At 49.7% G+C, this 13,255-nt stretch carries 13 protein-coding genes; all 13 read left to right on the top strand.

Annotated elements, in window-relative coordinates; all coding sequences use genetic code 11:
- The first annotated feature begins 210 nt into the window (after nt 1–210).
- On the top strand, nt 211–933 hold the full coding sequence (ftsE, locus tag Q7V48_13645; protein MDO9211770.1) for a cell division ATP-binding protein FtsE: 723 nt from the start codon (nt 211–213) through the stop codon (nt 931–933).
- A 153-nt stretch (nt 934–1,086) separates the two neighbouring features.
- Nucleotides 1,087–1,974, top strand: a complete 888-nt coding sequence (ftsX, locus tag Q7V48_13640) for a permease-like cell division protein FtsX (protein MDO9211769.1) — start codon at nt 1,087–1,089, stop codon at nt 1,972–1,974.
- A gap of 5 nt (nt 1,975–1,979) precedes the next feature.
- Complete coding sequence (locus tag Q7V48_13635) at nt 1,980–3,170, top strand: peptidoglycan DD-metalloendopeptidase family protein (protein MDO9211768.1); 1,191 nt, start codon at nt 1,980–1,982, stop codon at nt 3,168–3,170.
- Between the two features lie 39 nt (nt 3,171–3,209).
- Nucleotides 3,210–4,574, top strand: a complete 1,365-nt coding sequence (locus Q7V48_13630) for a S41 family peptidase (protein ID MDO9211767.1) — start codon at nt 3,210–3,212, stop codon at nt 4,572–4,574.
- A gap of 23 nt (nt 4,575–4,597) precedes the next feature.
- Nucleotides 4,598–5,281, top strand: a complete 684-nt coding sequence (locus tag Q7V48_13625) for a DUF4013 domain-containing protein (GenBank protein ID MDO9211766.1) — start codon at nt 4,598–4,600, stop codon at nt 5,279–5,281.
- 69 nt (nt 5,282–5,350) lie between these two features.
- Nucleotides 5,351–6,574, top strand: coding sequence for a DegT/DnrJ/EryC1/StrS family aminotransferase (locus Q7V48_13620; protein ID MDO9211765.1), 1,224 nt, complete (start codon nt 5,351–5,353; stop codon nt 6,572–6,574).
- Between the two features lie 113 nt (nt 6,575–6,687).
- Entirely contained in the window at nt 6,688–7,668 is a 981-nt protein-coding gene (locus tag Q7V48_13615) for an NAD-dependent epimerase/dehydratase family protein (GenBank protein MDO9211764.1), read from the top strand.
- Between the two features lie 17 nt (nt 7,669–7,685).
- Complete coding sequence (gene lepB, locus Q7V48_13610; protein MDO9211763.1) at nt 7,686–8,315, top strand: signal peptidase I; 630 nt, start codon at nt 7,686–7,688, stop codon at nt 8,313–8,315.
- 265 nt (nt 8,316–8,580) lie between these two features.
- Nucleotides 8,581–9,129, top strand: coding sequence for a bifunctional pyr operon transcriptional regulator/uracil phosphoribosyltransferase PyrR (pyrR, locus tag Q7V48_13605; protein ID MDO9211762.1), 549 nt, complete (start codon nt 8,581–8,583; stop codon nt 9,127–9,129).
- A 248-nt stretch (nt 9,130–9,377) separates the two neighbouring features.
- On the top strand, nt 9,378–10,322 hold the full coding sequence (locus Q7V48_13600) for an aspartate carbamoyltransferase catalytic subunit (GenBank protein ID MDO9211761.1): 945 nt from the start codon (nt 9,378–9,380) through the stop codon (nt 10,320–10,322).
- A complete protein-coding gene (locus Q7V48_13595; GenBank protein MDO9211760.1) occupies nt 10,319–11,653 on the top strand; it encodes a dihydroorotase in 1,335 nt (444 codons plus the stop codon). The genes Q7V48_13600 and Q7V48_13595 overlap by 4 nt, the downstream gene beginning before the upstream one ends.
- Entirely contained in the window at nt 11,631–12,554 is a 924-nt protein-coding gene (locus Q7V48_13590; protein ID MDO9211759.1) for a radical SAM protein, read from the top strand. The genes Q7V48_13595 and Q7V48_13590 overlap by 23 nt, the downstream gene beginning before the upstream one ends.
- 405 nt (nt 12,555–12,959) lie before the next feature.
- The coding region (locus Q7V48_13585) for a transcription elongation factor GreA (GenBank protein MDO9211758.1) at nt 12,960–13,255 on the top strand (296 nt) is incomplete at its 3' end.

Below are 13,255 nucleotides of genomic sequence, written 5' to 3'. Positions count from 1 at the left end.
CGCAGGCAGATCGCTAAATGCACCCATAATATTTACTATCTTGTGATAGGCGGGGGGATGTGTTAATATTGCTAAAATGCCTAGATTTTTAAAAAGATCAAGTTTTTTCTGCAGTATTTCTTTCCTACCCCTGAAGACATCGTCAGGGTCATGCAGGCAACTAAGGCTGCGAGAAAAAAGGAGTGATCATAGGAGTCAAACCTACCCGCGATGATCGAAATGATCCATGTAAGCAAGGCTTACAATGAAAGCCCCCGAGTACTCTTCGACATTACTCTAAAAGTGGACAAAGGGGAATTTGTTTATCTTACCGGCCCCAGCGGTTCAGGAAAGACCACTTTCCTAAAATTGCTATATGCGGCTGAACGCCCGACAGAAGGGGAGATCCGGGTCAATGGGTTTCGCATAAGTCGCTTGAAACCCCGAGAGATTCCCCACCTGAGGAGAAGCCTGGGCGTAGTTTTTCAAGATTTAAAACTTCTTCCCCGATGGACGGCCTCCGAAAATGTAGCCTTTGCTTTGGAAGTACTGGGAGTGCCGAGGCGGGAAATTTTAAACAAGACCTCGGAGGCATTACGGTTGGTGGGGATCGAGCACAAAGGAAAATGTTTCCCCCCCCAGCTTTCTGCCGGTGAGCAACAACGAGTCGCCATCGCTCGGGCCATTGTCAATAATCCCTTGTTGCTCCTGGCCGATGAACCCACAGGAAATATTGGGCTGGGGGCTACGAAAGGAATTCTGGAGCTGTTTGATGAAATCAATCTTCGGGGGACAACCTTGGTCTTGGCCACGCATAATTATGGGCTTCCGGCGATGCTTCCCAAAGAACGCATTGTTTTGGAGGGTGGCCGAATCGTGGGAAGCTCATTGCGTAACCCCGCGGCTTTGATTAGAGACACCGGCATTCCCTATCCTTCACCGCCGAGAGCGTAGAGAAAAACGCCATGGAATTTCAACCGGAAGATCAAGCCTGAACATGGGAGGCAGAAAAATTAAAATAAAATTTTTGATTTTTAAGTATCGGATCTTTGCTGAAATTGATTTTCTCATGTTCTCAGCCTACGCTGGAGTGAAAGGCTAGTTGGGATGGGGAGATATTTCTTTCGCCAGGCTTGGCAGAACCTGAACCAGAATCCCTGGATGAATGCCATCACCCTGGGAACCATTGCTCTTTCGTTCCTCGTCCTTGGAATTTTCCTGATTATCATCGTTAACGCCAAAGGATTGATAGAAGAATGGAGAAGCCGGATCCGGATTACGGTCTATCTCGTTGATTCCATGAATGGGGAGCAGATAACCCGTTTTCAGGAAAAGATCCGGGGGCATGGAGAGGTGCAAGAAGTGAGCTACCGTTCCAAGGAGGAGGCCCTTAAAACCTTGGAAGAGAGATTACAAGGCCGCAAGGGGTTACTTAAAGGGCTACCCCGCAATCCTCTTCCGGCCTCAGTGGAAATTCAACTCAAGCCTGAGCACCAAAATTCCATCGGTGTACAGCGCCTGGTGGAGAAGCTGCGAGGCCTCCCGCAAATTGAGGATTTGCAGTACGGGTCTGAATGGGTGGAAAAGTTTTCGGCTTTTATTGTACTGCTGCAGGTTTTGGGCCTGGCGTTGGGCGGGCTTCTTCTGGCCTCTACCATTTTTGTCATTTCCAATACCATCCGCCTAAACATTTTCGCCCGACGGGAAGAGATCGAAATCATGCGCTCGGTAGGGGCCACAGGCTTATTTATTCGCGCCCCTTTTTATATCGAAGGAATTCTGCAAGGGTTTGTAGGCGCTTCCTTAGCCGTATTGATGCTTTTTATCTTTTTTCACCTTTTCGTCACTGAGGTATATGCCCCTTTGAAATCTCTGCTGGGAAGTTTTCCCTTGTTTTTCCTCACGGCCGAACAAACTGCCGCCCTGGCCCTGGGAGGAGTGGCTTTGGGTTTTCTCGGGACCCAAGTATCTGTGGGGAGGTACCTACGCCTTTAAGAGTCTTGGGGGGTTTAGTTTTTTTTGCGGCCCTGCTCTTCTGGGTAGGCCAAGGGGACGCCGAAACCGACCTGCAGAAGATACGCAGTGGCGTGGCCCAGAGTAAAAAGGAGCTGGGAGGGCTTAAAAAAAAGATCCAGGAGGAAAAGCAGCGGGTTAAAGCCATCCATAAGAAAGAATCATCCGTCATCTCCCAGCTTAATAAGATGGACCGGAACCTTTCCGAAAAAGAGAAGGAGTTAAAGGTCCTAAACCGAAAATTAGAAGGCGTGGTCCAGAAAGTGCGGAAAACCAACGAGGAATTACAATTGGTGACCCAATCCGTTGAAACTCAGGAAGCGTTTTTGGAAAAAAGGTTAGTGGCCCTGTATAAGTTCGGGGAAACGGGGATGCCCCAAATTTTTTTCTCCTCCAATTCTTACGCGGAATTTTTAAATAGCCGGCGTTATTTAGCATCGATCCTGGGCCAAGATCGCGAGTTGGTAGAAGATTTCCGCAAAAGGCAAACCGTACTGGGAAGCTACCGGGAGCAACTGAAAGAAGATGAACGGGAGCTTCAGGCGTTGAAAGAACAAACAGAAAAAAAACAGGCAGAAATTCGGAAGGATCGACTGCAAAAAGGCCGGTTGCTGGATTCCGTTCGGGGCGAAAAACGTATTCACCTGGCAGCAATCAAAGAGTTAGAAACCGCCTCCGCCCAATTGCAGACTCTGCTCAACCGATTAGAGAGGGAAATCCGGGAGAAAGCCAAAGCCGAAGTTTTCATTCCAGCCGGCAAAGGGTTTGGAACCTTTCGGGGTAAACTGGCGTTTCCGGTAGAAGGCCGAATCCTTAGCACCTTCGGGAAGAATGAAAACCCTAAGTTCAATACTTTTACTGTCCAGAAGGGGATCGAAATTGAGGCTGCGATAGGAGCGGAGATCAGAGCAGTCTACGATGGGCGGGTCCTCTATTCCGATTGGTTCAAAGGGTACGGGAAGATCCTGATTATCGATCATGGTGAGGGCTATTATACTTTGTCTGGCCATGCTTCCGCCCTGCTGAAAAATGTCGGAGAAGAAGTTCGGGGAGGGGAAGGCGTAGCCTTGGTGGGAGATACAGGTTCACTCAAAGGGCCCTGTCTTTATTTTGAAATTCGCCAGAGAGGGAAACCTCTGGACCCCTTGGAATGGTTGGCGCATCCAAGGGTTCGGTAATCCACTCGAGAAGGAATCACGGGTGGAAAGGAGAAAGCAATGCGTAATTGGATAACCAAGAAACAATTCATAATCATCATAGCCCTTTTCCTTGCCCTGGGAGTGTTCATAGGCGGGGGCAAAGTACACCGCGTGGGTGCGGACATCAATTCCACCTATGAAAAGCTGAAAATCCTGGCGGATGTCTTGGCGCTCGTAGAAAAAAATTATGTCGAACCCGTTAAAATCACTACCTTAGTCAACGGGGCGATCAACGGAATGTTGGAAACCTTAGATCCGCATAGTTCCTTCATGACCCCGGATGTTTTTAAAGAAATGCAGACCGAGACCCGAGGAAGCTTTGGCGGAGTAGGTTTCGAAATTACGATTCGCGACAAAGTTCTCACCGTCGTTGCTCCCATAGAAGACACACCAGCTTTCCGGGCCGGGATCCAAAGCGGGGACCAGATCTTGCGCATTGACGGAAAATCAACCAAAGATATGAATATGATGGATGCGGTAAAGTTGATGCGTGGCCCTGAAGGAACCAAGGTAACAATTACCGTCATGCGTACCGGATTTACCGAACCCAAGGATCTCACTTTGACCCGAGCGATCATCCCCATCCGCAGCGTGCGCTCGAAAATGCTTGAAGAGGGATATGGCTACGTAAAAATTAATCAGTTCATTGAGAAAACCCATGCGGACATGAAGGCGGCGTTAGAGAAGCTGGAATCTAAGGAAGGAACGCTGAAGGGGTTAATCCTGGACCTGCGCAATGACCCGGGAGGACTTTTAGAACAAGCGGTGAAAGTAGCTGATGAATTTTTAGAAGCAGGGATGATCGTTTACACCGAGGGGCGGGTAGAAGGGCAAAAGATGAAATTTTACGCCCAGAAAAAGGCGAAGGTTCGCGACTACCCGATGATGGTCCTGGTTAACGCAGGAAGTGCCAGCGCTTCTGAGATCGTGGCGGGTGCGTTGCAGGACCATGGGCGGGCGGTCATCCTGGGCACACCCACCTTCGGGAAAGGGTCGGTACAAACGATTATTCCTCTGGAGGACGGGTCGGCCGTCCGGTTGACCACGGCGCGTTATTATACTCCCAACGGCCGCTCCATTCAGGCGCAAGGAATTGTTCCCGACATTATCGTGGCTGACCTTCCCCCGGCGGCCCGCAAAGGCTCCCCCCCGCGTTTCCTTAGAGAAAAAGATTTGGAACATCATCTTCGAGGAGAGGGGGAGATACCGGCCAAGCCTTTAGAAAAAATCCCTGAGGAATCCCTGGAAAAGATACCCGATAAAAAGAAGGGAGAAGCAGCAGTAACCATCGAAGCCCCGGAAGATCCTCCTCTGGAAAGGGCCTTAGAACTTTTAAAGACTTGGAAGATCCTCAATAAGGTGGCCAAGAAAAAGGCGGCCTAATTTAGCCTGGGAAAGGTAAAGCGATGGGGAATTTAGAGAGAGCACTAAAATACCCGTTTGCCGAAGAAGGGTGGGGCCCGAAATTCATTCTGGGCGGTGTTTTTAATTTTCTAGGTGCTGCCATGGGGTTCATTCCCTACGTGGGAGTTATTTTCTGGCTTCTTTTTTCTTTTTTCCCCCTGGGGTACGCTTATAAAATTTTTCGTAGTCATCTTGGAGGAATGGAAGGACCCCTGCCAGGGTGGGAGGGGTGGGGAGACCTGTTCCGGAGTGGTTGGTACGTTTTTTTAATCGCCCTGGGTTATTGGATCGTCCCCGGGATTCTTTATTGGTTAGGGCTGAATCTTTGGTATGGGGGAGGATTTGCCGCCTTTGTAGGAGTGTTCTTGCTCATCCTGGGAGTGGGAATTGGATTAGTCGCGTTCTTTCTTTTGCCCATGGCTCTGGCTTTTTATGCTTCGGAAGGAGAGGTTTTAGCGGCGGCCTTCCATTGGAAGGGGATCGTAGAAAAAATTTGGCTGATCCAACGTGAATATTTTTCCGGATGGGTAGCCGGTTTGGTTTTATTCTTGGCCCTTCTTTTCTTAAAAACTCAACTCCTTTATATCGGCTGGATTCTTTATTCTTTTGGATTCTTTTACTTGAGCTTGTCCATGGCCAATCTTTTCGGCAAGATTAGCCGGGAAGCCTTAAAGGATGAAGTGTGAAGCATTGGGGGCGAGCCTGGAAAGAAGCCAGGATATCTCCTGGCTTTCTTTTGCAGGTGAACGTTTCTTTTGCAAAGGAGGAAAAATACGAAAGTACCCCTCTTAGACTTAAAGAAGCAGTTTAGGAAGATCCGGGATGAGGTATATCAGGCAGTCCGAGAGGTGTTGGAGAGCCAGATGTTTATTCTCGGCCCAATGGTAGATAACTTCGAAAGAGAAGTAGGCTCTTTCTTACGAGTGCCCTATGCCCTCGGTGTAGCGTCAGGCACAGATGCGTTGCTACTTTCTTTGATGGCCCTGGGTGTAAAGGCCGGCGATCGGGTCATTACGGTTTCTTATACTTTTTTCTCAACGGGAGGTTCCATCTCCAGACTGGGAGCTATTCCGATTTATTTAGATATTGACCCGCATACCTATAACCTCGATCCCAACAAACTTGAGGATTACCTGCGGAGAATTCGCCGAAAAAAGGAACAGCCCAAAGTGATCATTCCCGTACATTTATTCGGCCAAATGGCGGACATGGCAGCGATCATGGAAATTGCCCGGCGGTATGAATTGCGAGTGGTGGAAGATGCAGCCCAAGCTTTGGGGGCCAGACAAAGCGTGAATTCAATGGGCGGAGTTCAAAGTCTGACAAAAGAATGGGGGGCTGGAACCGTAGGGGACCTGGGGTGCTTCTCTTTCTATCCCAGCAAGAACCTTGGTGGTTTTGGCGATGGAGGGATGGTGGTCACCCGGGATCGGGAACTGGCCGAAAAAATTCGAATGCTGCGGGTCCATGGGTCCGAATATAAATATCGTCACCGGCAGATCGGAATCTGCAGCCGATTGGATGCTTTGCAGGCTGCGGTTCTGCGCGTGAAATTGAAATATTTAAATCAATGGACCGAAAGACGGAGAGAAAATGCCGAGCGGTATTGCATCCTTTTTGCAGAAGCCGGATTACAGCCGCCTTTCCTTTCCCTTCCTGATACAAAAAAAGATTGTTACCATATTTTCAATCAGTTTGTCATCCGGACCCGAAAAAGAGATGCCCTCCGGGAGCATTTGACCCGGGAAGGGATCGGGAATGAAGTTTACTATCCGGTTCCTCTTCACCTGCAGGAGTGTTACCGTAATCTAGGTTATCGTGTGGGCGACCTGCCGGAATCGGAGCGGGCTGCGCGGGAAACCATGGCTATCCCAATTTACCCCGAACTGACATGGGCCCAGCAGCGGAAGGTGGTACAGGTTATCAAAGATTTTTATTCACTGCAGAGAACGCCAAGAGCGCAGAGAAGAAAAATTTAAAAATCAAAATGAAAAACGCAAAATGGAAGCCGAGATTTTTTATTAAAATTTTGGGAATTCTCGGCGCTCTCCGCGAACTCTGTGGTGAAATTTAAGCGTTTTCAGAGGGGAAGATGAAAATTCTGGTAACCGGGGGAGCAGGGTTTATTGGATCGCATGTGACCGACCGCTACACCGCGGCTGGCCACCGGGTGGTAGTGGCGGACAACCTAACAACAGGGAAGATGGAGAACTTGAATCCTAAAGCCCGATTTTACCAGTCGGACATCCGTGATCAGGGGATGGAAGAAATCTTTGCGCGCGAGCAGCCAGATGTGGTGAATCACCATGCTGCGCAGATGGATGTCCGTAAATCAGTACAGGACCCTGTTTTTGATGCCAGCATAAACATTTTGGGAATGCTGAACCTCCTGGAGAAAGCGGTGCGCCATGGGGTGAACCGGTTTATCTTTGCCTCATCAGGAGGAGCCATTTACGGTGATCAACCAGAAAATGCCGATCCGGCCAGCGAAGAAATTCCCCTTCAGCCCATCAGCCCATATGGGGTAGCCAAGGCAACAGGGGAGTTGTATCTCCACTACTACAAGGTTGTCCATGGCTTGGATTACGTGGCGTTACGGTATGGCAATGTTTATGGCCCTCGCCAAGATCCTTTCGGAGAGGCGGGGGTGGTGGCCATCTTCACCGAAAAGCTCCTGGCGGACGGGCAGGCGATAATCAACGGCGATGGATTGCAGACTCGGGATTACGTATACGTCGAAGACGTTGCCGAAGCCAACCTCTTGGCTTTACACTCCAAAGCTTCCGGGTCTTTTAATATCGGCACGGGCGAGGAGAAGAATGTCAATGAGCTTTTCTGGTGTCTATTGCAGATTATGGGGAAATCCGCCCAAGAGGCTCACGGACCAGCCAAGCCGGGGGAGCAACGCAGGAGCGTTTTGAATTGCACCCGAGCCCAAACCGGTCTGGGTTGGAAGGCGAAGGTTTCTTTCGAAGAGGGTTTGCGTAGGACTGTTGAGTATTTTAAAGAATTTTCGCCGCATAGCGCTCAGCGGTTTCCTGCGTTTTCTGCGTGCTCGGCGGTAAAAGAATAATGCATTTGGGAGGAAGGGTGAAGGTTAAAAGCAAAGAGATAAAAAAGAAATCAACCTTTCGGGAGTATGCTGAAGCGATCATTGTCGCTTTGTTATTGGCGCTATTTATCCGTACCTTTGTAGTGCAGGCGTTTAAAATTCCTTCCGGGTCTATGGAACCTACATTGGTGATTGGGGATCATATCCTGGTGAGCAAGTTTATTTACGGAATAAAAATTCCTTTCACCTCCATCCGCCTATTCCCTCTGCACAAGCCACAAAGGGGAGAGGTAGTCGTTTTTATTTATCCTTTGGATCCGAGTAAAGATTTTATCAAAAGGGTGGTGGCTGTGGAAGGGGACACGGTAAAAATCGTGAATAAAAAACTTTTCATCAATGGGTCTGAAGCCGCCGATTCCTATGCCGTTTATAAGGAGGATGCGGTTTTCCCAGCAGAAATTCAAAAGCGGGACAATTTTGGCCCAGTGACCGTTCCCCCAGGGAGTCTTTTCGTCCTGGGAGATAATCGCGATCGCAGCTTGGACAGCCGGTTCTGGGGATTTGTGCCGTTGGAAGACTTGCGGGGCAAAGCCTTTATTATCTACTGGTCGTGGAACAGCCAGGAAACAGCGGTTCGCTGGAATCGGATCGGCCATCTGATCCATTAATCCGTTAAGAATGAAGTTGTGCGCAAATTGGCAAGAAAGTTCTTCGAACAAAGGGCTTGAAAGAAATCCTAAATTCTAAGCACGAAATTCTAAACAAGTCCGCCTAAGGCGGATTCAAAATACAAATTATCCAAACAAAAAACTTTTGAATTTTGATATTTGAATTTTGAAGTTGTTTAGGATTTCGGTATTCGGATTTCGGATTTTGGATTTTTCAATTCACCTTTTTAGTTCCGGCTATGCTGGGTTAAGGGGTAAGGATAAGATGAGGTTGAAGGGAAAAGAAACAGTCATGGATGGAGAAGAGATCGAGCGGGCTCTGGTGCGCATCACTCATGAAATGCTCGAGCGTAACAAGGGAGTGAAAGACCTCGTTTTGATTGGCATCCGCACCGGCGGCGTTTATCTGGCTGAACGTATCCGGACCAAGATTGAACAGATTGAAAAATTCAAAGTTCCTTTCGGCATCATCGATATTACTCTCTACCGGGATGATTTCGCCATGGGCCTTCCCCAGCCACTTGTGGGGAAAACAGAAATTCCGTTTTCCCTGCGGGACAAAAAAGTTATTCTGGTGGACGATGTGTTATACACCGGCAGGACGGTGCGGGCGGCAATGGACGCTTTAATAGATTTTGGGCGTCCCAAGTTCATCCAACTGGCCGTGCTCATCGATCGGGGTCATCGAGAGCTACCCATTCAAGCCGATTACGTCGGGAAAAAGGTGATTACCGCTCCCCAAGACGACGTGATGGTTTCCTTTCACGAGGTGGGAAACCCGGACCGAGTGGTCATCCAGGAAAAAATTACCTGAGATCGAAAGCCTGCTTTCACCGCATTTTTTGTATTTTGGACATAGATGAACACAGGTTTTCAGGATAAAATTAAATGAAAATTAAAATCTGCGGTTATCTGCGTAAATCTGTGTCCCAATTAATTTGAAGCTTGCGTTGCGTTCTCGACGTGCTCTGCGGTTAATTCTGGTCTTTTTTAAAAAAGGGGAGAAAAATGGCCGAGAATCAAGACCGGGGGTCTACCCGGCAACTTTCTGAGAAGCCCATCGTGAGGTGGGCAGGCAAGGATATTCTGGGAATCCAGGAGTTGAGTATTGCGGAGATTCAACTCATCCTGGATACAACTGGATCCTTTAAGGAGGTATCCACCCGGGAGATCAAGAAAGTTCCTACCTTACGGGGCAAGACGGTAATCAATCTTTTTTTCGAGCCCAGCACGCGGACGCGAACCTCTTTTGAGATTGCCGCCAAACGGCTGAGCGCCGACACGATTAACATTTCTACCTCCTCCAGCAGCGTGGTCAAAGGAGAGACGCTGATCGACACGGCCAAAAACTTAGAAGCCATGAAACCCGATTGCATTGTTATCCGGCATCCCGCATCGGGAGCCCCCCATTTGCTGGCCCGTCTGATGGATGTTCCGGTCATCAATGCTGGGGATGGAGCCCATGAGCACCCCACCCAGGCTTTGCTGGATTTATTTACGGTGAGGGAGAAGGTTGGAAGACTTGCGGGCTTGAAGGTAGCCATAGTGGGAGACATTCTGCATAGCCGGGTGGCCCGGTCGAATATTCATGGGTTCACCAAGATGGGCGCGGAAGTTCATCTGGCCGGACCTCCAACCATGAAACCAGCTGCAGTAGAACGGCTGGGTGTTCATTGGCACAGGAGTCTGGCTGAGGTAATTCCCGAAGCGGACGTGATCATGATGCTGCGGATTCAACTCGAACGTCAAGAAGGGGGATTTTTCCCCACCTTGCGAGAGTATTCGAGATTATTCGGCCTGAATGTTGATATCCTAAAACCAGCCAAACCAGGGGTCTTAATTATGCACCCCGGGCCGATAAATCGGGGAGTAGAGATTTCTCCAGAGGTAGCTGACGGACCCTTCTCGGTCATTTTAGACCAGGTGACCAATGGCGTAGCTGTAAGGATGGCGCTCCTCTATCTGTTAGTGGGGGGAGAAAAGGAAGCTGACAGGAGTTCTCTATGAGCTTACTATTCAAGAATGCCCGCGTTGTCGACCCAGCCAGTGGCATCGATGGCCGGATGGATGTCCTGGTGGCAAGAGGGAAAATCGTAGAAATCGGGCCAACGATCCCGGAATCCAAAATCAAATTTAATTTGCCAGCCAGCGAGTCCCAGGATCCTTTTCTTCCCCAAGGTGGGGTAATTGACTGTACGAGTAAGATTCTGGTTCCGGGATTATTGGACATGCATTGTCATCTTCGCGAGCCAGGATTTGAATATAAGGAGACCATCGAATCCGGGTCCAAGGCAGGGGCTGCGGGGGGATATACTTCCCTGGTATGTATGGCCAACACCCTTCCGGTGAATGATTGCTGGGCGGTCACCGAATATATATTACAGCAGGCCCGAGAGCGCGCCAGCACCCACATTTTCCCCGTCGGTGCCGTAACCAAAGGATTAAAGGGGGAATCTTTGGCCGAGATGGGAGAATTGAAGGATGCCGGGGTGGTTGCCCTTTCCGATGACGGAAAACCGGTGGTGAATGCGTGCCTATTCCGCCGGGCTCTGGAATATGCCGGTGGCCTCGGTTTGACCATCATCTCCCACTGTGAGGATCTGGACCTGGCGGGCCAGGGAGTGATGAACGAGGGCTTCATTGCGACCACTCTGGGCTTGAGAGGAATCCCCAACGCTGCGGAAGAAGTCATGGTTCTTCGGGACATTGCTTTAGCCGAACTCACCGGTGCTCCTCTTCACGTGGCCCACGTTAGCACGGCGGGATCCGTACGAGCCATCCGAGAGGCCAAGAGTCGAGGGGTAAAGGTAACGGCGGAAACCGCTCCCCACTATTTCTCTTTGACCGATGAAGCTGTCCAAGGATTTGATCCCAACACTAAGATGAACCCCCCTTTACGAGAGGCCAAAGACGTGAAGGCCGTTATCGAAGGGTTAAAAGATGGAACCCTGGACGCCATTGCCACGGACCATGCTCCCCAAAGCGCTGTTGAGAAGGACGTCGAGTTTGATTATGCGGCCAATGGGATCATCGGCTTGGAAACGGCTTTGCCTTTGACCTTAAAGCTTGTACATGAGGGTCATCTTCCTTTGATGAAGGCGATTGAGAAACTCACCGTGCAGCCGGCACGCATCCTCGGCCTGGACAAAGGCAGATTAAGAGTGAATGCGGACGCTGATTTAACCTTGATCGATCTTGACCGTGAGCATACCGTGGAAAAGAGCCAATTTAAATCAAAAAGCCGGAACTCCCCCTTCCAGGGGTGGAAACTGAAAGGAATTGCGATCATGACGATCGTTTCCGGGAGAATCACCTATCGTGTTCCCGAGTTATCTTAAACTATGGACCTCGGGAAAACTTCAAGAGAGGACCAAAGCAGCCGGGCAGATTTTAAAATCTTGCCGGCTTTGTCCCCGGCGGTGCGGCGTGGATCGGACCCAGGGCGAAAAGGGATTTTGCCGATCTGGGTTACGACCCATGGTCTCCAGTTACAATGTCCACCGGGGAGAAGAACCCCCCATTTCTGGAACTCAAGGTTCAGGAACGATTTTCATGACCCATTGCAATTTACATTGTGTGTTTTGCCAGAATTTCCCCATCAGCCAAATGGGCGTTGGGCAGGAAAGAAGCGAGGAGTTTTTGGGAAAAATGATGCTCGACTTGCAAAACCGGGGTTGCCACAACATCAATTGGGTAACGCCTACCCATTTTGTTCCCCAGATCCTGGAAGCGCTTTGCTGGGCAATAGCGAGAGGGTTTCGGCTGCCCTTGGTTTATAATACCAATGGCTATGATAACTTGGAGACGTTGACCCTTTTGAATGGGGTCGTAGACATCTACCTGCCGGATATGAAATATGCCGATGAGAAAGCTGCCCGGACTTATTCCCAAGCCCCGGATTACCCAACGGTCAACCAAGCCGCCGTACTCGAAATGTACCGTCAGGTTGGGAAGGCGATATATGACGAAAAGGGGATGATGAAACGGGGGGTAATCATTCGCCATCTTCTTCTGCCCAACGGATTAGCCGGGACGGAAAAAGTTGCCCGTTTCCTGGCTGAGAACTTCTCTGGGCAGTGTTCCATCAGCTTGATGACCCAGTTTTTCCCCGCCTACCAGGCGAAAAACTTCCCCGAGCTTAAGCGGCGGCTGTATGCCCGGGAGTTTGAAGGAGCCTTGAAAATTCTCGATCATTATCAGCTTCAGGTAGGATGGATGCAAGAGCCGGAGAAAAGGTAACGAAAGCGGTCGGCGAAAGAAATTTATTGCTTAGGAATTTCAAAACCTTTTAGCCACAGAGGTCACAGAGAACACAGAGAGATACCTGCTGAAAATGAAAAACCTAAAAACGAGCGAGATTCGAAACAGGATTTCCCATGGTTTGGTTTTTTCACAATATCTTTTTAGTTTAAAACCTCTGTGATCTCTGTACTACTAACGTTCAATTTCTGGAAATTTTGTTAAGCAATCCCCCCCACCCTATCCCTCCCCCTCGGAGGGGGGAGGGGTGGGAGGGGGTGATTTCTTTTGGTTGCGGCACTGCCGCGCTGTGTCCTCTGTGGCTAATTTATTTCATCGCCCGCTGACTGCGGACGCAGGCGTGCGGATGACGGATGATATATTGCCAAAAAATGGGAGGGAAAGTTGGAAAAATTACCCATGACCAAAGAAGGTTTCACCAAACTGCAGGATGAACTCGAGCGGCTGAAAAGGATGGACCGGGCCCAAGCCATTCAAGCCTTGAATGAAGCAGCAGCCCATGGAGACCTTAGCGACAACGCCGATTATCGGGTGGCCAAAGAGCGGCGGGATTACATCGAGGGAAAGATCAAAGAGTTGGAAGATAAGCTGGCCCGCGCTCAAGTTATCGAAACCAAAGATTTGACAACGGATCGTATCGTCTTCGGGTGCACGGTGCTCCTGGGAGACGTTGAGTCGGA

It is taken from the genome of Deltaproteobacteria bacterium (genome assembly GCA_030654105.1).
Classification (GTDB): Bacteria; Desulfobacterota; SM23-61; order SM23-61; family SM23-61; genus JAHJQK01.
Note: the sequence above shows the minus strand (reverse complement) of the source record. Positions and strands in the feature narration are given on the sequence as shown.